The organism is Nocardioides sp. NPDC127514 (assembly GCF_040302125.1).
Taxonomy (GTDB): domain Bacteria; phylum Actinomycetota; class Actinomycetes; order Propionibacteriales; family Nocardioidaceae; genus Nocardioides.
In genome coordinates, this window is the sequence record NZ_JBEORF010000046.1 from 14511 (window position 1) to 41020 (window position 26510).

Here is a 26510-nt window from a genome sequence, read left to right on the forward strand (position 1 = left end):
CCGGTCGCCTCCCGTCAGGAACCGCTGGTGACCCGGTCGCTCACACCCGTCACGCCGACCGAATGGGCACAGTGGGCGCAGCAGAACACGTGCTCCTCGTTCTGCACCCCGTGCCCGAGGATGCGGGTGCCGCAGTTGACGCACACGGGCGCGATCACCGCCACAGCACACTCGATCGAGTCGAAGACGTGGTGCTCACCCGAAGCCGTCGTCACCTCGAAGCTCTCGTCGTAGTCGTTGCCGCACGTGACGCACTTACCCATGGTTCGGTCCTTTCCTTGCTTCGTACCGGACTTCACGCCGGACGCCACGCGGCCCGGGCCCTCGAGGGCCCGGGCCGCATGGTGTCTAGGTGAAGATGCTGACCCCACCAGGGCCGACCAACAGGCCGACAATGATGAGGACTGCTCCCCATAGGATCTGGCCGCGTACCAGGGCCAGGATGCCGCCGATAACCAGGACTGCCGCGATCAGCCAGAGAATTAGTGCCATGTGGATCTCACCTCAGTGTGTAGTTGTTGCGGGGGATGCTCAGACCTTGTCGTCCAAGCGGCTACGGAGCAGGGCCTTCGCCTCCTCGGCACCCTGCACGGAGTTGGCCTGCGCGCGAACGAACAGGTCTTCCAATTCGGTGTCCTTCGAGCGGCGCGCGTCCTCGATGTAGGTGTCCAGACGCAGCGCGTTGTTCAGGCATGCCTCGGCGAACCAGATGAGGTTGTAGTCCTTGTCAGGGGTACCCGTGACGACTCCAGTCTCAGCGCTCTTCGTGGTCATGCGGATCACTCCTCATGAGGTTTTTTCGTTCCTACACTCCGCCCGGTACCCAACTCGCGCGCCCGCAAACCCTCCGTCCGGAACGGAAGATCGGCTCGCGTCCGGGCGATATCGGACGCGGTATCACCGAGCGCTGTCGGTGGCGACCCACCGGAGCACGTCGTCCCACTCCTCGAGGAACCGCTCCAGGCCGTAGCGCCTTCTCGCGTGCCGGCGCCCGATGAGCCCGGCCTCCTCGGCGACGTCGGGATCCTTCATCAGGTGGCGTACGGCCGGGACGATCTCGTCGCGGCGGGTGGTGACGAACCCGGCCTCATGCGGCACCGCGAGCGGGGTCTCGGTCGTGGCCAGGGCGACGACCGGCATACCGAGGTGCATCGCCTCGATCAGCGAGAGCCCCAGCGAGGTCCAGCGGTTGAGGTGGACGTAGACGCGACGTCGCGGGAGATGATCGTGCAGATCCTGCTGCGACAGGTCCTCGTACGTCCGCAGCCCGTCGTAGGACGGCAGGCGCTCGACGCGCTGGCCGAAGACGTCGGCGCCGACGCCCTCGGCCAGCGCCGGGATCAGGTCGGCGCCGACCGAGCGGCCTCGGCGTACGGGATCGTTGACGACCACTCCGGCGCGCTCGATGTCGCCGGTGTAGCGGCGGCCCGGATCGACGATGCCGTGCTCGATCACGGTGGTAGGGGTGCCCGAGCAGTCCCAGAGGAGGTCGTTGAATCCGGTGACGTGGACGATCGGGACACCGCCGCCCGCCATCGGGTGGCGCGTGTCGGGGACCGCGCCGACGGGAGTGCTGTGCTCCACGTAGACAGCGGGCAGGTCCCGACCCGGGCGCCGACCGCCGAGCCACCGCTCGGCCAGCTCGACCTCGTGCGGCCGCTGCAGGACGACGACGTCGATCTCCTCGTCCGCGAGGGCCTCGCTGCTCACCTCGCGGGCTGCCGGCGGCCAGTCCCATGTGCTGGCGCGGCCGAGACCGTCGGGGCCGCGGTCGGGCGTGGTCGGGAGGAGATAGTCGTGGCGACCGTGCACGAACGCCCTCGTCCAGGAGTCGTGTACGTGCCAGATCAGGATTCTCATTCCCTCTCGGTGCCCGGGACGCCCTGTGGTGATGCGGCGAATCAGGACAAGTTCCGAGGTCAGCGCACCGGTTCTGCGTCTGCTGCCGCCGTCGAGGTCGTCTCCTCGCGCCATCTCGCCGTTCGCTTGAGCCCCTCCTCGAGCGGCATCTCCGGCTCCCAGCCGAGCAGCAGCCGCGCGCGGGTCAGGTCCGGGCGGCGTACGTGCGGGTCGTCCGTCGGCAGCGCCACGTGGTGGATCCGCGACTCGGACCCGGTCAGCTCGATGATCATCCGGGCCAGCTCGAGCATCGTGACCTCGTGGTCGTTGCCTATGTTGACCGGTCCCGCCACGTCGGCGCAGGCGAGCCGCAGAAGTCCCTCGACGGTGTCCTCGACCCAGCACAGGGACCGGGTCTGCGAGCCGTCACCCGCGACCGTCAGCGGAGCCCCGCTCAGGGCCTGGCCGAGGAAGGTCGGCACGACCCGGCCGTCATCGAGGCTCATCCGCGGGCCGTAGGTGCTGAAGAGGCGCGCCACCGCGACGTCGACGCCTCGCTCGCGGGCATAGGCCATCGTGGTCGCCTCCGCGAACCGCTGGCCCTCGTAGTAGACGCTGCGTACGCCGATCGGGTTGACGTGGCCCCAGTCCTCCTCGCGCTGGGGGTGCTCCTCGGGCTCCCCGTAGACCTCGGAGGTGGAGGTGAGCACGAACCTGGCGTTGTGGCGGGCGGCCAGCTCGAGTGCGTTGACCGTACCTTCGCTCGCCGCTCGTAGCGTCTCGAGAGGCAGCCGCTCGTAGTGCACCGGAGAGGCCGGACAGGCCAGGTGCATCACCAGGTCGACGTTACCGGGGTCGGGGATCGATCGGCTGGCGTCGGCGATGGTGATCGCGAAACCCGGGCGGCCGAAGAGGTGCTCGATCTTGTCGGCCGAGCCGGTGAGCAGGTTGTCGACGATCCACACCTGGGCCCCGGCGTCCAGGAGTCGCTCGCTCACCCACGATCCGAGGAATCCGGCCCCGCCGGTGACCACCACCCGGGCGCCGCGCAATGACTCTTCCCAGGCGTTCATCGGTGTTCCTCCCAGGGCGTGTGTCCGTTTCACCTGCCGGTACCCGCAGCCGCTCGTCCCAGCCCGGCCGTCCCGTTTACCACCCGCAGGGGTGGTTGCGGACCCCTACGACCCACACCCGCCGGGGTGAACCTTGCGCAGAAGCCGTTGGGAGACGGTCGTGTCGGGCACTACCTACACATGACGACGACAACTTTCGAGACAGACCTACCCCGGGCCGAGCGACAGCGTCTGACCTCAGAGCTGTTGGCGAAGGCACACACCGCGGAGGGTGAGGAGCAGGACCGGATCCTCGAGGAGGTGATCCTCCTCAACGCCGCGGTCGCCCGCTCGATCGCCCACCGCTACACCGGCCGTGGCATCCCCCGTGCGGACCTGGAGCAGGTGGCGTACATCGCCCTCGTCCGGGCCGCGAAGAGCTTCCACCCCGATCGTGCCGACGACTTCCTCACCTATGCGGTACCCACGATCCGCGGGGAGGTGAAGCGCTGGTTCCGTGACCACGGCTGGACGGTACGGCCGCCGCGACCCATCCAGGAGCTGCAGAGCACGCTGCTGCGGATCGGGTCGGAGCGAGGCAACCTGCCCACCTCCGAGCTGGCCGAGATCGCCCACGTGCCGGAGCAGAAGGTACGCGAGGCGCTCGATGCCCGCGGTTGCTTCACCCCGTCCTCGCTGGACGCTCCGCTGCGCCCGGGCGAGGCCCAGTCCTCGGCCGAGGCGACCATCGGCGACATGCTGCCCGGAGTCGACGGCGGACTCGCCGACTGCGAGACCCGTCTGGCCCTGGAGCAGGCGATTCACGTGCTGTGCCCGCGTGACCAGCTCGTGGTGAGGCTGCGCTTCATCGAGGACCGCAGCCAAGCAGAGATCGGCGAGGCCATCGGAGTCACCCAGACCCAGGTCTCCCGGATCCTGACCCGGATCATCGACGAGCTCCGTGAGCAGCTCGAAGGCGTAGGACTCGCCGCATGACCCGCACCCACGGCGGGTACGGGACACGAAAGCCGACCCCGACACAAGGAGATCTGGCATGACGTACTCAACGATCACCGGCGAGCGCTCCAAGGACGCTCAGCGCTCGCTGTGGAACGGCACGACGCCCAAGACCAAGTGGCAGGAGTCGTCCTGGGGCAAGCGGCTCACGGCTGTCGCCGCCTTCGCGGTCCCGATCGTGATCACCGTCGCCACCACGGTCATCCGCAAGAAGGGCACCGAGGCGCTGCTGCGAAAGGTCAAGGGAGGTAAGAAGAAGTGAGGACGAAACGCAACCTCTTCACCTTCGCCCTGGGTGGGGTGGCCGGCTACGTCGTCGGCCGCTACCCCGCCGCCACGTACGAGAAGCTGCGTGACGGAGCCGGCATCACCCTGGGTCTGGCCCGCGAGCGGATCGGCATGATGTCCGAGACCTTCCCGATCGGGCGACCCGGCTACCACCGAGCCCCCACCCCGCCTCCGGACAACGCCGACGGCGTGTTCGAGCGGACCTCGACGGCGTACGTCTCGCGGCCGCATCCGTAGATGGTTGCAGGCTCAGCACACAGTTGTGGGCCGCCGACCCGATCACGGGTCGGCGGCCCACAGGTCTCCGTAGAACGGAACTAGCGCCCAACCGCCTTCTCGAGCTCGGCCTTGCTCATCTTCGAACGCCCCTTGACGTTCTTGTCCTTGGCCTCTTCGTACAACTGGGCCTTGGTCCGGCCGCCGGAGCCGCGGTGGCTGCGCAAGCCACCGCGGCGGCCTGAGGAGATGTCCTTGGTCGAGGTGCGGCTGCTTTCGCGGGACTCTCCCCCGCGGGCACGCTCCTTGTTCACCGTACGAGCCGCGATCTCCTCGGCGGTGTCCTCGTTCTCACCGCGCTCGAGCAGACCTTCCTTGATGTGCTCGTACTGGCGTTCTCGCTTCTTGCTCCAGGCACGTTGCGGCATCTCAGCTCCTCCTCTTTCTCGGCTGATCGAAGCGCTCCTCGTCATCGGCGACGCGCTTGTTCCGGCGGGCGTCGTAGAGCCAGGCGGCAACGCCGACCAGGACGACGATCACCCCGATCACGGTGAAGATGACGGCTTGGGTAGTCATATCTTCCGGTACCCCCTCGATACATCGGTTACGCGGCGACGGCGACCCGCATCCGGCGGAGGATCCGGGCCAGGGCGCGGGAGACCTGCGCCTGGGTGGCGCCGATCCGCTCGCCGATCTCGGCCTGAGAAAGACCGTCGACGAACCGCAGCTGCAGGATCATCAGGTCCGCCTCACGGAGATCGCCGATCGCCTCCGCGACGACGACTCGCGCCTCGGCGCGGTCGAAGCCGGGGTCGGCCTCCCCCATCTGCTCGAGCAGCTCGTCGTCCACACCCTGCGGACGTACGCAGCGGGCCAGCTCGCGGAAGCAGTGGCGGATCTCGCCCTTGGCCATCGGCACGGCATAGCTCAGGAACTCGCCCTCGGCGGGGTCATAGCGGCGAGCAGCCTTCACCAGTCCCATGTGGGCGGCCTGGCGAAGGTCGTCGGCCTCGACGCCGCGGCCCGAGTAGCGGGCCGCAAGCGAGCGTGCCACCGGGAGGTGGCGTACGACCAGATCCTCCTGCTGAGGAGGGAGCAGCGGCGATGCATCCTGTGTCGTATCCATGACCCGAGTCTTTCGCGCGGACGTGCGAAAGACACCTGCTCAGGAGAGAAATGGCCCCCAGGGGTGAGCTCAACCCCCACAGCACACTCACCCCTGAGGGTTAGAACCGCGGTCCCGGGTCCGTTGCCGAGACCGCGGCACCGACAGCACAATCGTGGTGTCCACCGGCGTGCCGTGGCAGGCGGCAGTCACCCAGACTGCTCTGTCGATACGCTATCGGTAACCATCCGTGCCACCACCGATGCGCCCGGCTCCAGAGAATTCTCGTCGGGCGGCGCGAACCCGTGGGTGATCGCCCAACTGACCGCCTGGCTGCGGGTGGTGACGTCGATCTTTCGGTAGGCCTGACGGATGTGGCTCTTGAGCGTGTTCACGCTCACCACGAGCTTCTCGGCGATCTCCTTGTTGGACAGCCCCTGGGTGATCAGGGCAAGCACCTCGACCTCACGGGTGCTGAGCCCGGCGAGCGTGCCCATCGGGTCCTCGTGCTCGCCGATCGGCTCGCCGGCGGCGGCGAGCTCGATGCTGCGTACGAGATCACCGGCGTGCACGCTCATCGATACCCAGGAGCGGGCTCCCAGCGAGTAGGCCTGGGCCCTCAGATCGGGGCGCATGTCGCGGCTGAAGATCAGCACCTCGGCGTCGGTCTCGTGCAGCAGATGCTGCAGATCGGCGCCGTCGCTCAGGTACAGACCGTAGGTGTCGTAGAGGATCACGTCGACGCCCGGCGCACGGCTGCGTACCGACGGAAGCGCGGTCACGACCACCCGGTCGGGAAAGTCCGTGAGCATGCTCACGAGCCCCCGCACGACAACCTCCTGCGGGCTGACCACCGCGACCTGCACAACGCCCGACCTCATCACACCTGAACCATCTCAGATCAGTGGTCGATTGGACAGGTGTATGGGCAGAACACGCCGTGGGTACCTGGGGTTATGTCCAGACATCCGAGACAGGAGCAGCCCATGTCCCACGTGACCGAAGACCTCAAGAAGGCCTCCGAGCTACCCGAGGGAGACGTGGTCAGGATCCTGCTGCAGCAGCACGCCGGCATCCGGCAGCTCTGCGCGACGGTGGCGAATTCCGAGGGCCCGGCCAAGCGCCAGGCGTTCGACGACCTCCGGGTCCTGCTCGCGGTGCACGAGACCGCCGAGCAGATCGTCGTCCACACGGTCACCTCGACCCATGGCGGCGAGACGCTCGCCAAGGCGCTCAACGCCGATGAGAAGGAGGCCACCGAGATGCTGGCCCGGCTCGAGGAGGTCGGCGTCGACAGCCCCGAGTTCGACGAGACCTTCCCGATCTTCCAGATCGCCGTCGAGCAGCACGCCGAGGAGGAGGAGCGTGTCGAGTTCCCGCTGCTCCTCAGCACGATCGACGAGACGGCTCGCCACATGATGGGCAAGCGCCTGACCGCGACCGAGCTCATCGCACCGACCCACCCCCACCCCGGCTCCGCCGGATCGGTGCCCAAGCAGTTGGCCACCATGCCGTTCCACTCCATCGCGGACCGTGTCAAGGACGCGCTGAGCCGATCCTGACCTGGCCGTGGCACAGTGGATGCTGAACGGCATCGACGACAGCAGCGAAGTCTTCAGATGGGAGCAGAGAACATGGTCGAGAAGGAAACCAAGGACCCGGTGACCGGCGCTGACGAGAGCACCGAGGCTCCGATCCCCTTCCCCACTCCGGACCGGGTCGAGGAGGAAGGCGCCGAGCGCGATCGCCAGGACGAGACCGAGGAAGAGACCTTTCCCGCCAGCGACCCGCAGTCCAGCTGGGCCGGTCCCGCGGATCCGCGGGACCGCTGACCCTCAGGCCAGGCCCCGGCGCTCCAGCAACGGAGCGATCGGGGCCGGCCGGCCGCGCCACTCCGCATAGGACTCCAGCGGGTCCCGAGTGCCGCCGATGCCGATCACGTAACGGACGTACGCCTCGCCGTTCTCCCTCGTCAGGCCTCCGTTCTCCTTGAACCACGCGACCGTGTCGGCGTCGAGGACCTCGGACCAGATGTAGGAGTAGTAGGCCGAGGCGTAGCCGCCGAAGATGTGCTTGAAGTACGCCGTGTAGTAGCGAGGCCGCACCGCCGGGTTGTCCAGGCCGACCGCCGAGAGCGCGGCCGCCTCGAACTCCTCGACCGCCTCCGGCGAGGTCGGTACGTCGGCCGGACCGAGCTCGTGCCAGGCGAGGTCGATGAGCGCGGCGGCCAGGTACTCGGAGGTCGCGAACCCCTCGTTGAACGTGGCGGACGCCTCGAGCTTGCCGAGGACGTCGGCCGGGATCGGCTCACCGGTCTCGTGATGTACGGCGTAGTTGGCGAGCACCTCGGGCCAGAGCATCCACATCTCGTTGACCTGGGACGGGTACTCGACGAAGTCGCGGTAGACCGACGTCGCCGCGAACCGCGGGTAGGTCGCCCGCGCGAGCAGCCCGTGGAGCGCGTGCCCGAACTCGTGGAAGAGCGTGTTGACCTGGTCGAACGTGAGCAACGTCGGCTCCCCCGGCGCCGGCTTGGGCACGTTGAGGTTGTTGGTCACGACCGCCGACGGCTCACCCAGCAGCGTGTTGGCGGTGACGTAGGAGTTCATCCACGCGCCGCCCTTCTTGGAGTCCCGGGTGTAGAGGTCGAGCAGGAAGAGGCCGATCGGCTCGCCGTCGCGGGAGACCTCGAAGACGCGTACCTCGGGGTGGTAGCCCTGCAGGTCGGGGCGCTCCTCGAAGGTCAGTCCGTAGAGCCGGCCGGCGGCGAAGAAGACGCCGTCGTGCAGCACCCGGTCGGCCTCGAACCACGGCCGCAGCACGGCCAGGTCGACGTCGTACTCCGAGACCCGGACCTTCTCCGCGTAGTAGGGCCAGTCCCAGGCTTCGATCGGTCCGCCCGCCGATGCCTCGAGCGCGGACTGCTCGGCCCGGGCGTTGCGAGCCGCCGGCGCCGCCAGCCGCTCCAGCATGTCGCGGACGGCCTTCGGGGTGCCGGCGGTGTTGTCGGCGGTCACCAGGCCGGCGTAGCTGTCGAACCCGAGCAGCTGCGCCTTCTCCGCCCGCAGCCGCAGCGCGTCGAGCGCGATGCCGCGGGTGTCGTTGGCGTTGCCGCGCGAGCCGCGGGCGAGCTGGGCCTCGAACAGCCGCTGGCGCAGCTCCCGGTTCTCCAGCACCGACAGGTAGGGGTGGGCGGTGAACAGGGTCAGCGTGATCAGGAACTTGCCCGCCAGTCCCCTGCCCTCGGCGGCCGCCGCGGCCGCGGAGATCTCCCCCGGGGTCAGCCCGGCGAGCTCCTCGACGGTGTCGACGACCACGGCGAGGTCGTTGGAGTCGGCCTGCGCCGCGTGTCCGAACGCGGCCTCCAGCCCGGAGATCTCCTGGTTGAGCTCCCGCAGGCGTGCCTTCTCCGTGGGCCCCAGCGCAGCACCGGCGAGCACGAAGTCGCGGTGGTAGCGCTCGACCAGATAGCGGTCCTCGCCCTGCAGCTCGGCCCGCTTCTCATAGACCGCGTTCACCCGGGCGAAGAGCGCGTCGTCGAGGAGCAGCGCGTCGTGGTGGGCCGCCAGCCGTGGAGCGTACGCAGCATGGAGCTCGTCCAGATCGTCGTCGGAGTCCGCGGAGAGCAGCGAGAAGAAGATCCGCAGGACCCGGTCCAGCCGCTCGCCGGACCGCTCCAGAGCGACCAGCGTGTTCTCGAACGTCGGCTCCTCGGCAGAGGTCGTGATCGCGGCCAGCGCGGCCAGCTGCTCGGCCATCCCCTGCTCGATCGCCGGGCCGTAGTCCTCGATCGAGATGTCCGCGAAACGGGGCAGGCGGTGGGGCAGGTCACTGGGCTCGAGTAGGGCATCGATCACATCGCGCACGCTATCTGAAACAGCGTGCGGACGGCCCGCGGATATCGGCTACCTTGACGTCATGGCCGATTTCGATGACCTGCTTGCCGCGAACCAGACCTACGCCGACACGTTCGACACCGGCGGCTTCGACGGCGTCGCCCACGCCGGAGTGGCGATCGTGACCTGCATGGACTCCCGCATCGAGCCGCTGGCCATGCTGGGACTGAGCCTCGGGGACGCCAAGATCTTCCGCAACCCCGGTGGCCGGGTGACCCCGCAGGCGATGGAGGCGCTGGTGCTCGGCGTGCACCTCCTCAACGTCAAGCGCATCCTGATCGTGCCCCACACCCGCTGTGCGGTCGCCTCCAACACCGAGGCCGAGCTGCGCACCAAGCTCTCCGAGTCCGCGGGCCAGGACGCGTCCTGGCTCGACTTGACCGTCGTCGTCGACGACCAGGCCCGCGCGCTCGCCGAGGACGTCGCCAAGGTGCGCTCGCACCCGTTCGTCCCCGAGGACGTCAAGGTCGGCGGGTTCATCTACGACGTCGACACGGGTCTGCTCAACCAGAAGATCTGAGCCGGCGAACCCGCGAAGCGGGTCGAGATCTACGAAATCGGTATAAACCCCGATGCGCGCTCACCATGGGTGAGCCAGAGTTGGGGTCGTGACCGACGCAGACCGACTCGAGATCGCCGCCCAGGCGATCGACCTGCACAAGACCTACGGCAAGGGCGCCGCAGAGGTCCGCGCGCTCGACGGCGTGAGCCTGGACCTCTATGCGGGGCAGTTCACCGCGATCATGGGTCCATCAGGCTCGGGGAAGTCGACGCTGATGCACTGTCTGGCGGCGCTCGACAAGCCCACGACGGGTGAGGTGATCGTCGGCGGTCGCAAGCTCGGCAAGCTGCGCGACCGCCGCCTCACTTCGCTGCGGCGCGACAAGATCGGGTTCGTCTTCCAGGCGTTCAACCTGGTCCCGACGCTGACCGCGCAGGAGAACATCCTGCTTCCGCTCTCGCTGGCCCGGAAGAAGCCGGACCCGGGGTGGTTCGACCAGGTCATCGACACCGTCGACCTGCGACCGCGGCTCTCGCACAAGCCGAGCGAGCTCTCCGGCGGACAGCAGCAGCGGGTCGCCTGTGCCCGGGCGCTGGTCTCCAAGCCCGACATCGTCTTCGCCGACGAGCCGACCGGCAACCTCGACTCCACCTCAGCCGCCCAGGTGCTCGACTTCCTGCGCCACAGCGTCGACGACCTGGGCCAGACCATCGTGATGGTCTCCCACGACCCGGTCGCCGCCTCCTACTGCGACCGGGTGATCTTCCTGGCCGACGGCCGCATCGTCGACGAGCTGGCCAAGCCGAGCCGCGAGGAGATCCTGGCCCACATGGCCGACCTGCAGGCACGGGCGATGGGCCTGGCTCCGATCAGCGAAGGCGCCTGAGAGTGAACGAGCGTCAGCGAGTGAACCACGCAGTCGGCACGCCGCCACGTCCGTACACTCGCGCTTGCGCAAGGAAGGTGGCGGCGTGCTTCGGCTGACGCTGCGCAACCTCGCCGCGCACAAGGTGCGCCTGCTCATGTCGACGCTCGCGATCGTCCTGGGCGTGGCGTTCCTGGCCGGCGTACTCACCTTCTCCCACGGGCTCGACCGCACCTTCTCCGGGATCATCAACGGCTCCACGCCTGACGGCCAGGTACGTCCGACCAACAGCGCCAGCTCTGCCGAGGCCAGCCGCCCCGGCAGCGGCGGCGCGGCCACGCTGGAGCCGGCGGCCATCGAGAAGCTGCGTACGCTGCCGGAGGTCGCCCGCGCCGACGGCGTCGTCCAGGGCGCGGGACTCTATGTGCTCGACACCGACGACAAGCTGGTCAGCAGCTCGGGTGCGCCGACGCTGGCGTTCAACCACACCGGAACCCCCAACCTGCTCGGCGAGCCGTCGCTCGAGCTCATCACCGGGAGCTGGCCGACCGGGGACAAGGAGCTCGTCCTCGACGAGGCGACCGCGGAGAAGGCCGGCTACCAGGTGGGCGACTCCGTCACCCTGATCGCGCCCCAGGGCGAGACCCGCCGCAAGGTCACCCTCACCGGCACCGCCTCCTTCAACGGCGGTGGCACCGCGGGCGCGCAGCTGCTGATCTTCAGCACGGCCGGTGCCCAGAGCCTGTTCACCGACGGCAAGGACGTCTACTCCGGGATCTCGTTGACCGCCGCCCCCGGCGTCTCCCAGAAGGAGCTCGTCGAGGCCGCGGAGACGGTGGTCCCGAAGGGGTTCGAGGCCGTCACCGGCGACAAGATGGTCGAGGAGTCCGAGGACGCGATCGGCGAGTTCCTCGACGTGATCTCGGTCTTCCTGATCGTCTTCGCGGTGATCGCGGTCATCGTCGGGGCCTTCATCATCGTCAACACCTTCTCCATCCTGATCGCGCAGCGCTCCCGCCAGCTGGCGCTGCTCCGCGCCCTGGGGGCCTCCCGCCGCCAGGTCACCACCTCGGTGCTCTTCGAGGCGCTGGTGATGTCGCTGATCGCGGCCACCATCGGGGTTCTCGCCGGCTGGGGGCTGGCCCATGCCCTGGCCGCCGTCTTCCGGCAGGCAGGTCTGGAGATCGCCTCCGACGTCCTCGTCCTCACCCCGCGCACCATCTGGATCTCCTACGCCGTGGGCGTCTGCGTCACGCTCGCCGCGGCTCTGCTCCCCTCCCGCCGGGCCGGCAAGGTCCCGCCGGTGGCGGCGATGCGAGAGGACACCCAGCCTCCGGCCAGATCCACCGTCCTGCGTACGTCGGTGGGGCTCGTCCTGCTGGCCGCCGGGCTCGCGATCGCCGCGGTGCCGCGGATCGGCGTCCCGGAGATCACTCTCCCCGGCGGCTTCGACGTGCCGACCAGCCCGGCGCTGTGGGTGGGCGTCGGGGCCGGGATCTCGATCCTCTCGGTCGCCTGGATCAGCGCGTTCCTGGGCCGACCGGTGCTGGCGGCGCTGCGTACGGTCTCGGGGGCTGTCTTCGGGATGACCGGCAAGCTGGCCGGCCAGAACGCGATGCGCGACCCACGGCGCACCGGCGCCACCGCGTCGGCGCTGATGATCGGCCTGGCGCTGGTCTCCCTCATCGGCGTGCTCGCCGCCTCGATGAACGCCTCGATCTCCGATGTGGTCGAGGAACAGTTCAAGCCCGACCTGGTCGTGCAGAGCCCGACGTTCACCCCGTTCCCGACCTCGATCGGCGACGAGATGGAAAAGGTGGAGGGCGTCGCGACCGTCTCCCGTTCCCAGATCGCCCAGGCCGTCGTCGGCAAGGTGGATCTGCAGAACCCGAAGAAGAACGACGTCGAGTTCCTCTTCGGCGTCGACGAGCACCTCTCACAGGTCTATGACCTCGACGTGCTCGAGGGCAGCGAGGACGTCAAGCCCGGCCAGGTGCTGGTCACCGACGAGGCCGCGAAGGAGCACAAGTGGCAGCTCGGTGACCGCATCGACCTCACCTTCGTCAGCGGCCGCCAGCAGCGCCCCCAGATCAGCGGGATCATCGCCCGGACCCAGGTCACCGGCGACATCACGGTGCGCATCGAGGACCTGGTCGCGGCCAAGGTGCCGCGCGAGGACGCCTCGCTGAGCATCATGCTCGCCCGCGGAGCCGACCCGGCCGTCGTCCACGACCGTCTCGACAAGCTCGTCGAGGACCGTCCGGTGGTCGCGGTGCAGGACAAGGACGAGTTCGCCGAGTCGATCAAGGGGCAGGTCAACCAGCTGCTCTACATGATCTACGGCCTGCTCGCGCTGGCGATCGTGATCGCCGTGATCGGCATCGTCAATACCCTCGGCCTCAGCGTCATCGAGCGCACCCGCGAGATCGGGCTGCTGCGCGCCATCGGTCTCTCCCGCGGCCAGCTGCGCCGGATGATCACCCTGGAGTCGGTGACGATCGCGGTCCTCGGCGCGGTGCTCGGGCTCGCCCTCGGGGTGCTCTTCGGGGTGCTGCTGCGCGACGCGCTGCGCGACGACCTCACCAGCCTGTGGGTGCCGCTCGACCAGCTGGCCATCTTCATGGCGATCGCCGTGGTCGTCGGCGTCCTGGCCGCGCTCCTCCCGGCCATCCGCGCCGGGAGGGAAGACGTCCTCAAGGCGATCGCCTCGGAGTAGTGTGCCTCGGGTGAGCACCGAGCACTCCGTAGACCTGCCCGAACCCACCCTCCGCATCAAGGAGCCGGAGACGGCCGCGGTCGGACTCCCCGGCGTGGCCCACTCGATGGAGTACGCACTGCGCGAGATGGGCCCCAGGCGCAGCCTGCAGACGCTGCTCAAGGTCAACCAGGTCGGCGGCTTCGACTGCCCTTCGTGTGCTTGGCCGGACCCCGACCACCGCAAGGCGGCGGAGTTCTGCGAGAACGGCGCCAAGGCGGTGGCCTGGGAGGCGACCCGCAAGCGGGTCGACCGCGCCTTCTTCGCGGCCAACTCGATCGCCTCGCTCAACGAGCGCGACGACCACTGGCTGGAGTCGCAGGGCCGGCTGACCGAGCCGATGTACGTCGCCCCCGGCGAGACCCACTACTCCCCCATCACCTGGTCCGACGCGATCTCGCTCATCGCCGACCGGATGCGCGCGTCCGACGCCGACCGTTCGGTCTTCTACACCTCCGGCCGGGCGTCCAACGAGGCCGCGTTCGTCTACCAGCTGCTCGCCCGCCAGCTCGGCACCAACAACCTCCCCGACTGCTCCAACATGTGCCACGAGTCCAGCGGCACCGCACTCGGCGAGGTGATCGGCATCGGCAAGGGCACGGTCACCTACGACGACCTCGCCGAGCACTCCGACCTGATCTTCGTGGTCGGCCAGAACCCCGGCACCAACCACCCCCGGATGCTGACCGCGCTCGAGTCCGCCAAGGAGAACGGCGCGAAGGTCGTCTCGATCAACCCGCTGCGCGAGGCCGGGCTGGGGCGGTTCCGCAACCCCCAGACCGTACGCGGCGTCACCGGCGTCGGCACACAGCTCGCCGACGTCCACGTACCCGTGCAGGTCAACGGCGACCTGGCGCTGTTCGCCGGGATCAACAAGCTGCTCGTCGAGCGCGACGCCATCGCGCACCCCTTCATCGAGGAGCACACCGACGGCTTCGAGGTCGCGGCGCAGGCGTGGGCAGCGATGGAGTGGGACGAGATCACCCGGCTCAGCGGCATCTCCCGCGAGGAGATCGAGTCGCTGACCGACCTGGTCGAGTCCCGCGAGCGCGTCATCGTGTGCTGGGCGATGGGCCTGACCCAGCACAAGAACTCGGTCGCCACGATCCGCGAGATCGCCTCGTTCCTGCTGCTGCGTGGCAACATCGGCAAGCCCGGCGCGGGCGCCTGCCCGGTCCGCGGCCACTCCAACGTGCAGGGCGACCGCACGATGGGCATCTGGGAGAAGCCGCCGGCGTGGTTCCTCGACGCGGTCGGTGCCGAGTTCGGCATCACGCCGCCCCGTGAGGACGGCTTCGACGTGGTCGCCGCGATCGAGGCGATGCGCGACGGCGCCGTCGACGTCTTCCTCGCCCTGGGCGGCAACTTCGCCGCCGCGACCCCCGACACCGCCGTCACCACGGCCGCGCTGGCCAACGTCGGCCTCACCGTCCAGATCTCGACCAAGCTCAACCGCAGCCACCTCCACCACGGCCGCGAGGGCCTGATCCTGCCCTGCCTGGGCCGCACCGAGCGCGACGAGACCGGCGGCCGCGAGCAGTACGTCACCGTCGAGGACTCGATGGGCATGGTCCACGCCTCCTACGGCCGGCTGCTTCCGGGCTCGAAGGAGCTGCGCAGCGAGGTCGGCATCGTCTGCGCCATCGGCGAGGCGCTCTTCGGCTCGGACAACGGCGTCGACTGGGCCACGATGGGCACGGACTACTCCCGGATCCGCCGGCACATCTCCACGGTGATCCCCGGGTTCGAGGACTTCGAGACCCGGCTGAAGGCACCCGGCGGCTTCGCCCTGCCCAACGGCCCCCGCGACTCGCGCACCTTCAACACCGCGACCGGCCGGGCCCGGATCACCGCCAACCCGCTGACCGCGGTCTCGGCTCCCCCGGGCCACCTGCTGCTCCAGACGCTGCGCTCCCACGACCAGTTCAACACCACGGTCTACGGCTACAACGACCGCTACCGCGGCATCAAGGGCGGGCGCCACGTCGTCTTCGTCAACCCCGACGACCTCCGCGAGCTCGGCATCGCGGATGGCGGCACCGTCGACATCGTCTCGGTCTGGACCGACGGCGAGCGCCGGGCCGAGGGCTTCCGCGTCGTCGCCTACGCCACCCCTCGCGGCTCCGCCGCGGCGTACTTCCCGGAGACGAACGTCCTCATCCCGCTCGACTCCTACGCCGACGGCAGCCGCACCCCGACCTCGAAGTCGGTCGTGGTCCGCCTCGACCCTCGCCGAGTCGGCTCATCCTGACCTGAAATCCGGCCGAGTCGGCTCATCCTGACCACAATCCCCGTCGAGTCGGCGCGTCATAACGCGCCGACTCGGCAGGTTGTGGGGCGTCGGAATTACTTTGCCGAGGCCGGTGTTGATGCCTAACGTGATGAGCATGTTCCGCGTGGTTTCCGAGCACCACCTGTCAGGCAAGAGCCTGACGGGCGCTCCCACGTGGGCACCGTCAGTCGATTGCACCGGCGCGCGAAGCTGACCCTCCTCCTGCTCTGCAGGACCCGCGGAGGAGGGTGGCCCGCACCGGCCCCCTCATCGCGGTGACAGCGCTGTGAGGGCTTGCCGGAGGGTCCTGGCTCACCCCGAAATCTTCTGACACACAAAGGAACTCTCATGGCCAAGGGCCAGTTCGTGCGGACCAAGCCGCACCTCAACATCGGGACGATGGGTCACGTCGACCACGGCAAGACCACTCTGACCGCCGCGATCACCAAGGTGCTCGCGGAGCGCGACCCGAGCGTGAACCGCTTCATCGCCTTCGACGGCATCGACCGTGCTCCGGAGGAGCTGCAGCGCGGGATCACCATCAACATCTCGCACGTCGAGTACGAGACCGCGACCCGGCACTACGCCCACGTCGACATGCCCGGGCACGCCGACTACGTGAAGAACATGATCACCGGCGCCGCCCAGGTGGACGCCGCGATCCTGGTCGTCTCCGCGCAGGACGGCGCCATGCCGCAGACGCGGGAGCACGTGCTGCTCGCGCGCCGGGTGGGCGTGCCGTACCTGGTGGTGGCGCTCAACAAGGCCGACACCGTCGACGACCCGGACCTGCTCGACCTGGTCGAGCTGGAGGTCCGCGACCTCCTCTCCGAGTACGGGTTTCCCGGCGACGACGTACCTGTCGTCCGGGTCTCCGGACTGAAGGCGCTGGAGGGCGACCCGAAGTGGACCGCCGCGATCGGTGACCTGCTGGACGCGATCGACGGCTACGTGCCGGTGCCGGAGCGCGAGCTCGGCGAGCCGTTCCTGATGCCGATCGAGAACGTCGTCACCATCACCGGCCGCGGGACGGTGGTCACCGGTGCCGTCGAGCGCGGGTCGCTGAAGGTCGGCGACGCGGTCGAGGTCGTGGGCCTCGGCGCGACGATCACCAGCACGGCGATCGGGCTCGAGACGTTCGGGAAGTCGCTGGAGTCCGCGGACGCGGGCGACAACGCGGCGGTGCTGCTGCGTGGCGTCAAGCGCGACGAGGTCCGTCGCGGCCAGGTGGTGGCGCTGCCGGGCAGCGTACGGCCGCACCGGAAGTTCCGGGCGAACCTGCACGCGCTGTCCACCGCCGAGGGTGGCCGGCACACGCCGTTCGCCGCGGACTACCGACCGCAGTTCTACTTCCGGACCACGGACGTGCCCGGCGGGATCGACCTGGGTGAGATCGCCCTGGTCATGCCCGGCGACACGATCGAGCTGGGAGTGGAGCTGGAGAAGCCGATCGCGATGAACGTCGGGCTCGGGTTCGCGGTCCGCGAAGGCGGTCACACCGTCGCCGCCGGCACCGTGACCGAGCTTCTCGACTGAGCTGCTCGACCACGAAACGGGACGGCCCTCACCTGGTGGGGGCCGTCTCCCATTTCTCAGTCGCGGGGGCGCCACCGCTTCCACAGCGCCTCGCCCTCGGCGCGGACCTTCCCGTCCCACTCCAGCCGGACCAGCGAGGTGATCTGGTCCTCGCTGGCGTCCTTGGTGGACGCGATCAGCGTGACCGGCTCCCGGAGCGGGGCCGGCCGCCGGTAGCGTACGTCGATCCCGGCCGTGACGTAGGCCAGCGACTCCCCCTCGGCGGGCATCCAACCGTTGAGGAAGGCCTCCTGGTGCACCGCGGCGGCGCTGTGGCAGTCGAGCAGGGTCGCGATGATCCCGCCGTTGAGGAACCCGCCGCCGTTGTCGTGCTGGGGCCACGGCTGGAAGGTCGCGGTCACGCTCCCGTCCAGCTGCGGATAGCTCTTCAGCCGGAGCCCCTCGGCGTTGGCCGGCCCGCACCCGAAGCAGGTCATCGTCGGCCACCACTCGTCCTGCAACGCGATCATCTTCACCGCGCCACCATAACCACGATCAGCCGATCCCGGTCCGGAAGCCCTCGCGCCAGGTGGCGTACGACGGCGTCCAGCCGAGCTCCCGCTTCGCCTTGGCGTTCGAGGAGCCGCGCACCGAGGTCATCAGCGCGACCCCGAACTCACCGATCAGCGGCCGGGCCAGCCAGGCCGGCAGGCGCATCGGGTTCCGGCCGCCGACCTGCTCGGCCAGGAACGGCATCCACTGGTTCACCGGAGCGGGCTCGTCGTCGACGATGTTGTAGATGCCCGGCGCACCACGCTCGACCGCCGCGGCGGTCGCCGCCCCCACGTCGTCGATGTGGACGAACGACCACACCCCCGTGCCGCCACCCACCACCGGCATCTTGCCCGCACGCAGCAGCTCGCCGATCGCACCTTCGCGCGAGGCCGCGTTGCCGGGGCCGTAGAAGTTTCCGTAGCGCAGCACCAGCCCCTCGAGGTCAGAGGCGGCGGTCACCGCCTCCTCCAGGTGACGGATCGCCGCCAGGGCGCCTCGCGCCTCCTTGCCGGGGTCGGTGATCATCGGGGTGCTCTCGTCCTTGACCCAGCCGCCGGTGCGCTCGTAGGTCCAGCCGCCACCGAAGCTCTGCGCGACGAACCGACGCACGCCGGCCGCCCGGGACGCCGCCAGCAGGTGGTCGGTGCCCTCGGTACGCAGCCGGTTGGTCATCGCGAAGTCCTGGTCCCACTTCTTCAGGTTGCCGCTGAGGCCGCCCAACGCGGTGAGCTGGTGCACGACGACCTCGGGCTCGGCCTTGGCGACGGCGTCGTGGACGCTCTGCGCGTCCAGCGGGTCCATCACGATCCCGGTCGCACCCATGCCGGCCAGGGTCTCGCACCCGGCCTCGTGCCGGGTCGAGCCGTAGACCTCGTGTCCGGCAGCCACCAGGAGCGGCACCATCCTGACGCCGACCGCACCGGTTCCGCCTGCGATGAAGATGCGCATTTTCTGTTCCTTTCGTCGTTGTTGACCCCACCGACGAAACAACCTGCGCTCCTGTGACAGCTGGCGTAAGGTCCTGCGTTCGTGGACCTCGCAACCGCCCATGACGGGCTCCGCCCGCTGATGTTCTCGATCGCCTACCGGATGCTCGGCAGCGTCGCCGAGGCGGAGGACGTCGTGCAGGAGGCGTTCCTGCGCATGCACCGCAGCAGCGAGGAGGTCGACAACCTCGATGCGTACGCCACCACGGTCACCACCCGGATCGCCATCGACACCCTGCGCTCGGCCCGCCACCGCCGTGAGCAGTACGTCGGGCCGTGGCTGCCCGAGCCGATCCTCGTCTCCGACGAGGACCCGAGCCACCGCCTCGAGCTCGACGAGACCGTCAGCACAGCGTTCCTGGTCCTGCTGGAGTCACTCACGCCGGTCGAGCGCGCCGTGTTCGTGCTACGTGAGGTGCTGGGCTACGACTACGAGGACATCGCCCCCGTCGTCGACAAGAGCGCGACCAACTGCCGCCAGATCTTCACCCGTGCCCGCAAGCGGATCGCCGACGGCACGCCGCGGTTCGACCCGTCCCGTGAGCGCCGCGACCAGCTCGCCTCGCAGTTCGTCGCCGCGCTCTCCGCGAGCGACATCGCCGGCCTGGAACGCCTGCTCGCCGACGACGTCGTGTTCGTCGCCGACGGCGGCGGCCGGGCTCCAGCCATCCAGAAGCCCATGCTGGGCGCCGTCGCCGTCACCCGCTTCCTGCTCGGGCTCATGCGTCAGGGCGAGCGCTTCGGCGTACGTCTGGAGCTCTCGCACGCCAACGGTCAGCCGGCGATGCTGACCCGCGGTGCCGACGGCGCCCTGCTCGGGGTCATCGCCCTCGACGTCGACGGCGGCCGGATCGTACGCATGCACAACGTCCTCAACCCCGACAAGCTCGGTCACCTGGGCGAGGTCGGCGACCTCTTCGCACTGCTGGCCGAGCGCTGACCGAGCGTCAGCCGTCCAAGGCCCTACCCATCCAGGAACGTACGCAGCGACTGGTCGACCAACGGCCGCCCCAGCGTCCCCTCCGCCAGCGCGTCGCGCAGCGCGGTGACCGAGTCGAGATCGGCGACGAGTGTCACCAGCTCCTCGACCTCCTCGCCGATCTCGGCGGGTGTGGTGGCCGCGACCGGCCGGTCGAGCAGCAGCGGGCAGTCGACGGGGCCGCCCTCCGGCTCCGGGTGGCCCAGAGCCGCGACCCAGCAGCCGATCTCATAGCGCAGCGGCGCGCTCGGCCCGGCGCCCTGGGCGCGCAGGTCGACGTACCAGACGATGTCGTCGCTCTTGGGGTCGCCGAGCCGGTGATGGCCCTTGCGCAGCGGCATGCCGCCCGTCTTGAACGCCTTGGTCGCCGCTGTCCGGGCTGCCTTCTGGTCCATCGCTGAGGTCACGGCCCTAGAAGTCGAGGTCGGTCTCGGAGAGCTGACCGCCCCCGGCGACGATGAACTCCTTGCGCGGAGCGACCTCGGATCCCATCAGCAGGTCGAAGACCGCCGCGGCCTCGTCGGCATCGTCCAGCGTCAGCCGGCGAAGCGTCCGGTGGCGCGGGTCCATGGTGGTCTCGGCCAGCTGGTCGGCGTCCATCTCACCCAGACCCTTGTAGCGCTGCACCGGGTCTTTCCAGGTGACGTTCTTCTTCTTCAGCTCGGCGAGCTTCCGCTGCAGCTCCGGGTCGGAGTAGGTGTAGATGTACTTCTCCATCCCCTTCTTGGGGTTGGAGATCTCGATCCGGTGCAGCGGCGGGACCGCGGTGTAGACCTTGCCCGCGGCGATCAGCTCGGGCATGTACTTGAAGAACAGGGTCGCCAGCAGCGTACGGATGTGGGCGCCGTCGGAGTCGGCGTCGGCCATGAAGATGATCTTGCCGTAGCGCGCCGCGTCCAGGTCGAAGCTGCGACCTGTGCCGGTCCCGACCACCTGGATGATCGAGGAGCACTCGGCGTTCTTCAGCATGTCGCCGACCGAAGCCTTCTGGACGTTGAGGATCTTGCCGCGGATCGGCAGCAGCGCCTGGAACTCCGAGTTGCGGGCCACCTTCGCGGTGCCGAGCGCGGAGTCACCCTCGACGATGAACAGCTCGGCCCGGTCGTCGGTGGTGCGGCAGTCGGCGAGCTTGGACGGCAGCGCGGAGGACTCCAGCGCGTTCTTGCGCCGCTGGTTCTCCTTCTGCTGACGCAGCGAGAGCCGGGTCTTGGAGGCGGCGTACACCTTCTCCATCACCAGCTTGGCCTGCTGCTTCTGCGCCCCGCGCGACTCGGTGAGGAACGTCTTCATCTCAGCGGCGACGACCTTGCGCACCACGCTGCGCGCAGCCGGGGTGCCGAGGATCTCCTTCGTCTGGCCCTCGAACTGCGGCTCGGCCAGACGCACCGTCACCACCGCGGTCAGACCCTCGAGGATGTCTTCCTTGACGATGTCCTTGTCGTTGACCTTGAGCACCTTGGTGGCGCGCATGGCGTCGTTGAACGTCTTGGTCAGCGCGTTCTCGAAGCCGCTGACGTGGGTGCCGCCCTTCGGGGTGGCGATCACGTTGACGAAGGAGCGGATCTCGTTGTCGTAGCCGCTGCCCCACCGCACCGCGATGTCGACGCCGAGCTCGCGCTCGACGTCCTGCGGCGTCATGTGGCCGGCGTCGTCGAGCATCGGCACGGTCTCGGTGAAGGTGTCCGAACCCTGCAGGCGAAGGACGCCGCTGACCGGCTCGTCCTTGGCCAGGAAGTCGACGAACTCGGCGATGCCGCCGTCGTGGCGGAACTTCTCCTCGACCGGGTCCTCGCCGGACAGGTCGCGGATGACCAGCTCGAGCCCGGGCACGATGAAGCTCGTCTGCCGGGCCCGGCCGAGCAGGCCCTCGAGCTCGAAGCGGGCGTCCTTGGTGAAGATCTGCCGGTCGGGCCAGAACCTGACCCTGGTGCCGCTCTTGCCCTTGGCGACTCGCTTGCCCTTGCGGGTCAGGCCGCTCTGCGGGGTGAAGGCGGCCGCCGGGCCGTCGCCGTCGAACACCCCGGGCACGCCCCGGCGGAACGACATCCCCTGCTGGGCCGGCGAGCGGTCCACGTCGATGTCCATGCGACTCGAGAGCGCGTTGACGACCGAGAGGCCGACACCGTGCAGACCGCCGGTCGCGTTGTAGGAGCCACCACCGAACTTGCCGCCCGCGTGCAGCTTGGTCGCGACCACCTCGACGCCCGGAAGCCCGGTGCGGGGCTCCTTGTCGGTCGGGATGCCACGGCCGTCGTCGTAGACCTCGACCGAGCCGTCGGGGTGCATCGTCACCTCGACGTGGCCGGCGACACCCGCCAGCGCCTCGTCGACGCCGTTGTCGATGATCTCCCACAGGCAGTGCATGAGGCCGCGGGTATCGGTCGAGCCGATGTACATACCGGGACGCTTGCGCACCGCCTCCAAGCCCTCGAGGACGAGGAGGTGCGCGGCGTTGTAGGTGTTGTCAGAGATGATCGGCTCCTGCGTAACTGCGTGGTACCCGGGGTACTGCGTGGGGGTGTTTCTTGGATGAAATCTACCGTGCGACACGCCCGGGTCTCACGCAGGCACGCGGCAACCGGCCCATGCGCCATCGTGCGGCACATGTACGTCGTGATCGGTCCGTTACGTGGAACTTGCGGGTTTCGATGCACGAAATGGTCAGTCGACAGGTAAGAATGTCTGTCACGGACAGCGATGTCCCGCGGGGTAGGTCCGACCCGGATCCCCAACCCGGAGCGACAACTGCAAGGATTAGAGGTGCGGCGGCGGTAAGAGTTCGCGAGGAAACGCTAGCGATCTAGGGAATCTTCCAGGACTCACGTACGTTATCCCGGCGCAATCATGATTCAGAAATGAGGCCGATGTGACCACTGCCGTTGCCACCAGCTCGCCGCTCACGTCCGAGGACCGTTGCGACCGGTGCGGAGCGCAGGCCTACGTACGCGCGGAGCTCCACTCCGGCGGCGAACTGCTGTTCTGCGCCCACCACGCCCGCGAGCACGGTGAGAAGCTCAAGGAGATCGCGAGCTCGATCACCGACGAGACCCACAAGCTCACCGAGAAGAACTGACCCCACCCACCGACTCCCCGAAGGCCCGGACCACGACGGTCCGGGCCTTCGGCGTCTGCGGGGTGGCACGGGGCTAGGGTTCGCTCCGTGAGTCTCGTCGAAGTTCTCGTCGCGCTGGTCATCGCCTTCGGCATCGCCGGCATCATCGTCCCTGTCCTCCCCGGCGGAGCGCTGCTCGTCGCCGCCGCGATCCTCGGCTGGGCCATCTGGCTGGGAGAGTCCACCGGGTGGGTGATCTTCGGCATCTCGGCCGCCTTCATCGCCATCGGGCTGATCACCAAGTACGCCATCCCCGGCAAGCGCCTCAAGGACTCCGGGATGCCGCTGTCCACCCAGATCGTCGGCGCGGTCCTGGCCATCATCGGCTTCTTCGTGATCCCCGTCGTCGGCATCTTCGTCGGCTTCCCCGTCGGCGTCTTCCTCGCCGAGCTCCGCCGCCACGGCGGTGACCCAGGTGCCGCGTGGACCTCCACCTGGACCGCCCTGAAGGCGATGGGCCTGTTCATCCTCATCGACGCCACCGCCGCCACCTTCGCCACCATCACCTGGGTCGTGGGGGTCGTCATCACGCCGTAGTCGCCGGTCGGGATACCCGGTTAACCGGGTATCCCTGCACTTCTCAGGTGTTGCAATGCCCGAGAAGTGCAGGAAACACCCGAGAAGTCCGACCCCTGGGCCACTCCGGCGGGCACTTCTCCAGGTCGCTATAGTCGAGTTACTTAGTTTTCTAAGTCGACTCTGACGACCACATCCCTGGAGGCCTTCCGTGTCCATGCTCGAGGTCAGCGATGTACGCCTCGGCTATCTCGTCGACGGCGAGCCGCATCTCGCCGTCGGCGGGGTCTCGTTCTCCGTGCCACGCGGATCGACGACGATGCTGCTCGGTCCGTCGGGCTGCGGGAAGTCGACCATCCTGAAGGCAGCGGCCGGGTTCCTACGGCCCTGGTCGGGCACGATCACCGTCTCCGGCCGCACCTCGGTCACCACGCCCGGGCCGGACCGGGCGGTCGTCTTCCAGGAGTTCGACCAGCTCTTCCCGTGGCGGACCGTACGAGGCAACCTGGAGTTCCCGCTGCGCGCCAACGGACGCACCCGCGAGCAGGCCCGGGAGCGGGCCGACCGCTGGCTGACGACGATGGGGCTCGACCAGGCGGGGGCGCGTTATCCGCACCAGCTCTCGGGCGGGATGAAGCAGCGGGTCGCGATCGCCCGCGCGCTGGCACTCGAACCCGACGTACTCCTCATGGACGAGCCGTTCGGCGCCCTCGACGCCCAGACCCGTGATCGCCTGCAGCGCGAGCTCAAGCAGGTAGCCGCGGACACCGGCATCACCGTCCTCTTCGTCACCCACAGCATCGCCGAGGCGGTCTACGTCGGCGACCAGGTCGTCGTCCTCTCGACGCCCCCGTCACACGTCGTGGACACGCTCGACGTACGCGGCCTCGACGACCCCACCGATCCTGCCTTCGTCACCGCCCAGACCCGCCTGCGGTCCCTTCTCGCCGGCGACGGGGTCGACGGGTCCGGCGAGAGCGAGGCGGCAGCATGACCCAGACCGCTCCCCCGCCCACCACCTCCAGGACCACCGCCGACCTACCCGACGTCCTGCAGCGGAGACTGCCCCGCTGGGGCGACATCCCCACCGCCGTACGTCGCGGGCTGCTGCTCCTCGCCCTGCTGCTCGCCTGGGACCTCGGCGTCCGGTTCGGCGGGGTCAGCCCGCTCGTGCTCGTCGGGCCGCTCGACGTCGCGCAGGCGATGGTCGAGGGCGTACGCAGCGGCGCGCTGGTCGACTCGACCGTGCTGACCCTGCGCATCCTCGGCCAGGCGCTTGCCATCGGGATCGTGGCCGCCGCGGTGCTGACCACGCTCGCCACCTGGACGACGATCGGCGAGGACCTCCTCGTCCTGCTGACCTCGATGCTCAACCCGCTCCCGGCCGTCGCGATCCTGCCGCTGGCGATGCTGTGGTTCGGCATCAACACCACGGCTCTGATCGTGGTGATCGCCAACGCGGTGATCTGGCCGATCGCCATCAACGTCAGCCAGGGCTTCCGCACCGCCAACCCCACGGTGGTCGCGGTCGGGCGCAACATCGGGCTGCGCGGCGTACGCCTGGTCTGGTACGTCCTCGTCCCCGCCGCCCTCCCGCACACCGTCTCCGGCCTGAAGAGCGCCTGGGCGTTCGGCTGGCGCACGATCATCGCCGCCGAGCTGGTCTTCGGCGTCGCCGGCGAGGGCGGCGGCCTGGGCTACTTCATCAACAACGCCAAGACCTACCTGCACATCGCCGACGCCTTCGCCGGCCTGGTCACCATCGCGCTGATCGGGATCCTCTTCGACCTCGTCTTCAGCTGGCTCGAGCGCCGCACCGTCGTGCGCTGGGGCATGAAGACCGCCTGACACTCTCCGCCCACCCCACGTCAAGGAGCTCCACCATGTCCTATCGAGGTTCCCGCCGAGGATCGCGTCGCGGCGTACGCAGCCTGGCCGCGGTCTTCGCCGCCACCCTGCTCACCGGCGTACTCGCCGCCTGCGGCGCCGGCGCGGACGACGGACCGGCCGACTCGATCACGATCGGCTACCAGCCCGGCCTGGGGTACGCGACCCTGTTAATCATCAAGGAGCAGAAGACGCTCGAGAAGGCGCTGCCCGACACCGAGATCACCTGGCAGGAGCTCGACTCCGGTGGTGCGCTGCGCGACGCGGTCATCGCCGGTGACGTCCAGGTCGCCTCGATGGGCGCCTCGCCGTTCCTGGTCGGCGTCGATGCCGGCGTCGGCTGGAAGACGGTCGCCGCGATGAACCAGATGAACCTCCAGCTCATGGTCACCGACCCCGCGATCAAGTCGCTGAAGGACCTGCCGAAGGACGCCAAGATCGCCATGCCGGCGCCCGACTCGATCCAGTCGCTGCCGCTGCGCAAGGCCGCCGGTGAGCAGCTCGGCGACCCGCACGCCCTGGACAAGAACATCGTCGGCATGGGCCACCCCGACGGCCTCCAGGCGCTCGTCTCCGGCCAGATCGCCGGCCACCTCACCGCTCCGCCGTTCGTCGCCCAGGAGGCCGAGGCCGGCGCCCACCCGATCCTGAAGAGCTACGACCTCTTCGGTCGCACCACCTTCAACGCGATCTACGCCAAGCCCGACTTCCTCGACGCCAACCCCGACTTCACCAAGGCGTTCTACGCGGCCCTGAAGGAGTCCAACGCCCTGCTGAGCGACGACCCGGCGCAGGCCGCCAAGCTCCTCTCCGCCGAGTCCGAGGGCGAGCTCACCGCGGCCGAGGTCAAGACCCAGATCACCGACCCCGACGTCACCTGGTCCCTGACCCCCACCGGTTTCGGCGAGTTCGCCGACTTCATGGAGTCGGTCGAGATGATCAAGAAGGCCCCGGCCGCCGAGGACATCTACGTCGACAACGAGTTCAACGCCGACGCCAGCTGACCCCTCCCCGCCGAATCGGTAGTTCTGGCGCGCCGAGAATGCAGTTGTGGGCGACGAAGGTAGACCAACCGCTCGCTCTACCACCTCAAGGAGGCCGACCCCACCAGCTGGGTCGTCCCCAGGCTCGACACCCGGCCCAAGGCCGCGAT

General features: G+C 68.9%; 30 protein-coding genes. 16 read left to right on the forward strand and 14 right to left on the reverse strand.

The genetic code is table 11. The features are described 5' to 3' along the window. Nucleotides 1–14: 14 nt before the first annotated feature. From ABTX24_RS27880 to ABTX24_RS27900, 5 genes are all read right to left on the reverse strand, one after another. Nucleotides 15–263, reverse strand: coding sequence for a metallothionein (locus tag ABTX24_RS27880; protein WP_160024225.1), 249 nt, complete (start codon nucleotides 261–263; stop codon nucleotides 15–17). Between the two features lie 85 nt (nucleotides 264–348). Continuing rightward, the gene (locus tag ABTX24_RS27885) at nucleotides 349–492 is read right to left on the reverse strand and encodes a GPGG-motif small membrane protein (RefSeq protein ID WP_168381108.1); all 144 of its coding nucleotides are present in this window, start codon (nucleotides 490–492) and stop codon (nucleotides 349–351) included. Between the two features lie 39 nt (nucleotides 493–531). Continuing rightward, nucleotides 532–774 (reverse strand): hypothetical protein, encoded by a 243-nt coding sequence (locus ABTX24_RS27890; RefSeq protein WP_350844307.1) that lies wholly within the window; start codon nucleotides 772–774, stop codon nucleotides 532–534. 123 nt (nucleotides 775–897) lie between these two features. Then, a complete protein-coding gene (locus ABTX24_RS27895) occupies nucleotides 898–1860 on the reverse strand; it encodes a glycosyltransferase (RefSeq protein WP_350844309.1) in 963 nt (320 codons plus the stop codon). A 59-nt stretch (nucleotides 1861–1919) separates the two neighbouring features. Continuing rightward, the gene (locus ABTX24_RS27900; RefSeq protein WP_350844311.1) at nucleotides 1920–2912 is read right to left on the reverse strand and encodes an NAD-dependent epimerase/dehydratase family protein; all 993 of its coding nucleotides are present in this window, start codon (nucleotides 2910–2912) and stop codon (nucleotides 1920–1922) included. Nucleotides 2913–3092: 180 nt separating this feature from the next. Between ABTX24_RS27900 and ABTX24_RS27905 the strand changes: the two genes are divergently transcribed. The 3 genes from ABTX24_RS27905 to ABTX24_RS27915 are packed head-to-tail and all read left to right on the forward strand — an operon-like array spanning nucleotide 3093 to nucleotide 4433. Then, nucleotides 3093–3887 (forward strand): sigma-70 family RNA polymerase sigma factor, encoded by a 795-nt coding sequence (locus tag ABTX24_RS27905; protein ID WP_160024229.1) that lies wholly within the window; start codon nucleotides 3093–3095, stop codon nucleotides 3885–3887. A gap of 58 nt (nucleotides 3888–3945) precedes the next feature. Continuing rightward, nucleotides 3946–4170 carry a hypothetical protein gene (locus ABTX24_RS27910; protein ID WP_350844313.1) on the forward strand — a complete coding sequence of 75 codons (225 nt, stop codon included), beginning with the start codon at nucleotides 3946–3948 and terminating at the stop codon, nucleotides 4168–4170. Continuing rightward, complete coding sequence (locus tag ABTX24_RS27915; protein WP_160024231.1) at nucleotides 4167–4433, forward strand: hypothetical protein; 267 nt, start codon at nucleotides 4167–4169, stop codon at nucleotides 4431–4433. The genes ABTX24_RS27910 and ABTX24_RS27915 overlap by 4 nt, the downstream gene beginning before the upstream one ends. 80 nt (nucleotides 4434–4513) lie before the next feature. Here ABTX24_RS27915 and ABTX24_RS27920 read toward each other — a convergent pair whose 3' ends face one another. The 4 genes from ABTX24_RS27920 to ABTX24_RS27935 form a co-directional block, all read right to left on the reverse strand. Further along, nucleotides 4514–4840 carry a plasmid stabilization protein gene (locus tag ABTX24_RS27920; RefSeq protein WP_160024232.1) on the reverse strand — a complete coding sequence of 109 codons (327 nt, stop codon included), beginning with the start codon at nucleotides 4838–4840 and terminating at the stop codon, nucleotides 4514–4516. Nucleotide 4841: 1 nt separating this feature from the next. Further along, the gene (locus ABTX24_RS27925) at nucleotides 4842–4988 is read right to left on the reverse strand and encodes a hypothetical protein (protein ID WP_160024233.1); all 147 of its coding nucleotides are present in this window, start codon (nucleotides 4986–4988) and stop codon (nucleotides 4842–4844) included. A gap of 28 nt (nucleotides 4989–5016) precedes the next feature. After that, entirely contained in the window at nucleotides 5017–5538 is a 522-nt protein-coding gene (locus ABTX24_RS27930) for a sigma-70 family RNA polymerase sigma factor (protein WP_350844316.1), read from the reverse strand. 188 nt (nucleotides 5539–5726) lie between these two features. Beyond that, nucleotides 5727–6398 (reverse strand): helix-turn-helix transcriptional regulator, encoded by a 672-nt coding sequence (locus tag ABTX24_RS27935; RefSeq protein WP_160024235.1) that lies wholly within the window; start codon nucleotides 6396–6398, stop codon nucleotides 5727–5729. 105 nt (nucleotides 6399–6503) lie between these two features. Between ABTX24_RS27935 and ABTX24_RS27940 the strand changes: the two genes are divergently transcribed. Then, nucleotides 6504–7079, forward strand: coding sequence for a hemerythrin domain-containing protein (locus tag ABTX24_RS27940; RefSeq protein WP_350844318.1), 576 nt, complete (start codon nucleotides 6504–6506; stop codon nucleotides 7077–7079). Between the two features lie 72 nt (nucleotides 7080–7151). Then, nucleotides 7152–7349, forward strand: coding sequence for a hypothetical protein (locus ABTX24_RS27945; protein ID WP_350844320.1), 198 nt, complete (start codon nucleotides 7152–7154; stop codon nucleotides 7347–7349). 3 nt (nucleotides 7350–7352) lie between these two features. On the opposite strand, the gene ABTX24_RS27950 is transcribed toward ABTX24_RS27945, so the two are convergent. Further along, a complete protein-coding gene (locus ABTX24_RS27950) occupies nucleotides 7353–9374 on the reverse strand; it encodes a M3 family metallopeptidase (RefSeq protein ID WP_350844322.1) in 2022 nt (673 codons plus the stop codon). A gap of 61 nt (nucleotides 9375–9435) precedes the next feature. Between ABTX24_RS27950 and ABTX24_RS27955 the strand changes: the two genes are divergently transcribed. The 5 genes from ABTX24_RS27955 to tuf all read left to right on the forward strand — a co-directional run bounded on the left by ABTX24_RS27955 (nucleotide 9436) and on the right by tuf (nucleotide 17343). Continuing rightward, nucleotides 9436–9933: a beta-class carbonic anhydrase gene (locus tag ABTX24_RS27955; protein ID WP_350844324.1), complete on the forward strand. Its 498-nt coding sequence runs from the start codon at nucleotides 9436–9438 to the stop codon at nucleotides 9931–9933. An 88-nt stretch (nucleotides 9934–10021) separates the two neighbouring features. Then, the gene (locus ABTX24_RS27960) at nucleotides 10022–10801 is read left to right on the forward strand and encodes an ABC transporter ATP-binding protein (RefSeq protein ID WP_160024240.1); all 780 of its coding nucleotides are present in this window, start codon (nucleotides 10022–10024) and stop codon (nucleotides 10799–10801) included. Between the two features lie 85 nt (nucleotides 10802–10886). Further along, the gene (locus ABTX24_RS27965) at nucleotides 10887–13496 is read left to right on the forward strand and encodes an ABC transporter permease (RefSeq protein ID WP_350844326.1); all 2610 of its coding nucleotides are present in this window, start codon (nucleotides 10887–10889) and stop codon (nucleotides 13494–13496) included. Nucleotides 13497–13506: 10 nt separating this feature from the next. Continuing rightward, entirely contained in the window at nucleotides 13507–15786 is a 2280-nt protein-coding gene (locus ABTX24_RS27970; protein WP_350844328.1) for an FdhF/YdeP family oxidoreductase, read from the forward strand. Nucleotides 15787–16155: 369 nt separating this feature from the next. After that, complete coding sequence (gene tuf / locus ABTX24_RS27975) at nucleotides 16156–17343, forward strand: elongation factor Tu (RefSeq protein ID WP_350844330.1); 1188 nt, start codon at nucleotides 16156–16158, stop codon at nucleotides 17341–17343. Between the two features lie 56 nt (nucleotides 17344–17399). On the opposite strand, the gene ABTX24_RS27980 is transcribed toward tuf, so the two are convergent. Both ABTX24_RS27980 and ABTX24_RS27985 read right to left on the reverse strand, forming a co-directional pair. Then, nucleotides 17400–17852 carry a PaaI family thioesterase gene (locus ABTX24_RS27980; protein ID WP_350844346.1) on the reverse strand — a complete coding sequence of 151 codons (453 nt, stop codon included), beginning with the start codon at nucleotides 17850–17852 and terminating at the stop codon, nucleotides 17400–17402. Nucleotides 17853–17877: 25 nt separating this feature from the next. Continuing rightward, nucleotides 17878–18825 carry an NAD-dependent epimerase/dehydratase family protein gene (locus ABTX24_RS27985; protein ID WP_350844332.1) on the reverse strand — a complete coding sequence of 316 codons (948 nt, stop codon included), beginning with the start codon at nucleotides 18823–18825 and terminating at the stop codon, nucleotides 17878–17880. 81 nt (nucleotides 18826–18906) lie between these two features. Between ABTX24_RS27985 and ABTX24_RS27990 the strand changes: the two genes are divergently transcribed. Beyond that, nucleotides 18907–19803: an RNA polymerase sigma-70 factor gene (locus ABTX24_RS27990; protein WP_350844334.1), complete on the forward strand. Its 897-nt coding sequence runs from the start codon at nucleotides 18907–18909 to the stop codon at nucleotides 19801–19803. 23 nt (nucleotides 19804–19826) lie between these two features. Here the strand turns inward: ABTX24_RS27990 and ABTX24_RS27995 are convergent, their stop codons facing one another. Both ABTX24_RS27995 and ABTX24_RS28000 read right to left on the reverse strand, forming a co-directional pair. Further along, nucleotides 19827–20249, reverse strand: a complete 423-nt coding sequence (locus ABTX24_RS27995; RefSeq protein WP_350844336.1) for a hypothetical protein — start codon at nucleotides 20247–20249, stop codon at nucleotides 19827–19829. 4 nt (nucleotides 20250–20253) lie between these two features. Continuing rightward, entirely contained in the window at nucleotides 20254–22239 is a 1986-nt protein-coding gene (locus tag ABTX24_RS28000; protein ID WP_350844338.1) for a DNA gyrase/topoisomerase IV subunit B, read from the reverse strand. A gap of 469 nt (nucleotides 22240–22708) precedes the next feature. On the opposite strand from ABTX24_RS28000, the gene ABTX24_RS28005 reads away from it, so the two are divergent. From ABTX24_RS28005 to ABTX24_RS28025, 5 genes are all read left to right on the forward strand, one after another. Then, a complete protein-coding gene (locus ABTX24_RS28005) occupies nucleotides 22709–22915 on the forward strand; it encodes a DUF7455 domain-containing protein (RefSeq protein WP_040756289.1) in 207 nt (68 codons plus the stop codon). Between the two features lie 87 nt (nucleotides 22916–23002). Then, a complete protein-coding gene (locus ABTX24_RS28010; RefSeq protein WP_350844340.1) occupies nucleotides 23003–23491 on the forward strand; it encodes a DUF456 domain-containing protein in 489 nt (162 codons plus the stop codon). Nucleotides 23492–23687: 196 nt separating this feature from the next. After that, nucleotides 23688–24464, forward strand: coding sequence for an ABC transporter ATP-binding protein (locus ABTX24_RS28015; RefSeq protein WP_350844348.1), 777 nt, complete (start codon nucleotides 23688–23690; stop codon nucleotides 24462–24464). Continuing rightward, a complete protein-coding gene (locus ABTX24_RS28020) occupies nucleotides 24461–25318 on the forward strand; it encodes an ABC transporter permease (protein ID WP_350844342.1) in 858 nt (285 codons plus the stop codon). Before ABTX24_RS28015 ends, ABTX24_RS28020 begins: the two co-directional genes overlap by 4 nt. 35 nt (nucleotides 25319–25353) lie before the next feature. After that, nucleotides 25354–26361, forward strand: a complete 1008-nt coding sequence (locus ABTX24_RS28025) for an ABC transporter substrate-binding protein (RefSeq protein ID WP_350844344.1) — start codon at nucleotides 25354–25356, stop codon at nucleotides 26359–26361. Nucleotides 26362–26510 lie beyond the last annotated feature (149 nt).

What these genes read in the sequence shown, in the direction of transcription:
- ABTX24_RS27880 (WP_160024225.1), bottom strand. Translation starts at nt 263, where the DNA reads ATGGGTAAGTGCGTCACGTGCGGCAACGACTACGACGAGAGCTTCGAG.
- ABTX24_RS27885 (WP_168381108.1), bottom strand. Translation starts at nt 492, where the DNA reads ATGGCACTAATTCTCTGGCTGATCGCGGCAGTCCTGGTTATCGGCGGC.
- ABTX24_RS27890 (WP_350844307.1), bottom strand. Translation starts at nt 774, where the DNA reads ATGACCACGAAGAGCGCTGAGACTGGAGTCGTCACGGGTACCCCTGAC.
- ABTX24_RS27895 (WP_350844309.1), bottom strand. Translation starts at nt 1,860, where the DNA reads ATGAGAATCCTGATCTGGCACGTACACGACTCCTGGACGAGGGCGTTC.
- ABTX24_RS27900 (WP_350844311.1), bottom strand. Translation starts at nt 2,912, where the DNA reads ATGAACGCCTGGGAAGAGTCATTGCGCGGCGCCCGGGTGGTGGTCACC.
- ABTX24_RS27905 (WP_160024229.1), top strand. Translation starts at nt 3,093, where the DNA reads ATGACGACGACAACTTTCGAGACAGACCTACCCCGGGCCGAGCGACAG.
- ABTX24_RS27910 (WP_350844313.1), top strand. Translation starts at nt 3,946, where the DNA reads ATGACGTACTCAACGATCACCGGCGAGCGCTCCAAGGACGCTCAGCGC.
- ABTX24_RS27920 (WP_160024232.1), bottom strand. Translation starts at nt 4,840, where the DNA reads ATGCCGCAACGTGCCTGGAGCAAGAAGCGAGAACGCCAGTACGAGCAC.
- ABTX24_RS27925 (WP_160024233.1), bottom strand. Translation starts at nt 4,988, where the DNA reads ATGACTACCCAAGCCGTCATCTTCACCGTGATCGGGGTGATCGTCGTC.
- ABTX24_RS27930 (WP_350844316.1), bottom strand. Translation starts at nt 5,538, where the DNA reads ATGGATACGACACAGGATGCATCGCCGCTGCTCCCTCCTCAGCAGGAG.
- ABTX24_RS27935 (WP_160024235.1), bottom strand. Translation starts at nt 6,398, where the DNA reads ATGAGGTCGGGCGTTGTGCAGGTCGCGGTGGTCAGCCCGCAGGAGGTT.
- ABTX24_RS27940 (WP_350844318.1), top strand. Translation starts at nt 6,504, where the DNA reads ATGTCCCACGTGACCGAAGACCTCAAGAAGGCCTCCGAGCTACCCGAG.
- ABTX24_RS27945 (WP_350844320.1), top strand. Translation starts at nt 7,152, where the DNA reads ATGGTCGAGAAGGAAACCAAGGACCCGGTGACCGGCGCTGACGAGAGC.
- ABTX24_RS27955 (WP_350844324.1), top strand. Translation starts at nt 9,436, where the DNA reads ATGGCCGATTTCGATGACCTGCTTGCCGCGAACCAGACCTACGCCGAC.
- tuf (WP_350844330.1), top strand. Translation starts at nt 16,156, where the DNA reads ATGGCCAAGGGCCAGTTCGTGCGGACCAAGCCGCACCTCAACATCGGG.
- ABTX24_RS27980 (WP_350844346.1), bottom strand. Translation starts at nt 17,852, where the DNA reads ATGATCGCGTTGCAGGACGAGTGGTGGCCGACGATGACCTGCTTCGGG.
- ABTX24_RS27985 (WP_350844332.1), bottom strand. Translation starts at nt 18,825, where the DNA reads ATGCGCATCTTCATCGCAGGCGGAACCGGTGCGGTCGGCGTCAGGATG.
- ABTX24_RS28000 (WP_350844338.1), bottom strand. Translation starts at nt 22,239, where the DNA reads ATGTACATCGGCTCGACCGATACCCGCGGCCTCATGCACTGCCTGTGG.
- ABTX24_RS28015 (WP_350844348.1), top strand. Translation starts at nt 23,688, where the DNA reads ATGCTCGAGGTCAGCGATGTACGCCTCGGCTATCTCGTCGACGGCGAG.
- ABTX24_RS28020 (WP_350844342.1), top strand. Translation starts at nt 24,461, where the DNA reads ATGACCCAGACCGCTCCCCCGCCCACCACCTCCAGGACCACCGCCGAC.
- ABTX24_RS28025 (WP_350844344.1), top strand. Translation starts at nt 25,354, where the DNA reads ATGTCCTATCGAGGTTCCCGCCGAGGATCGCGTCGCGGCGTACGCAGC.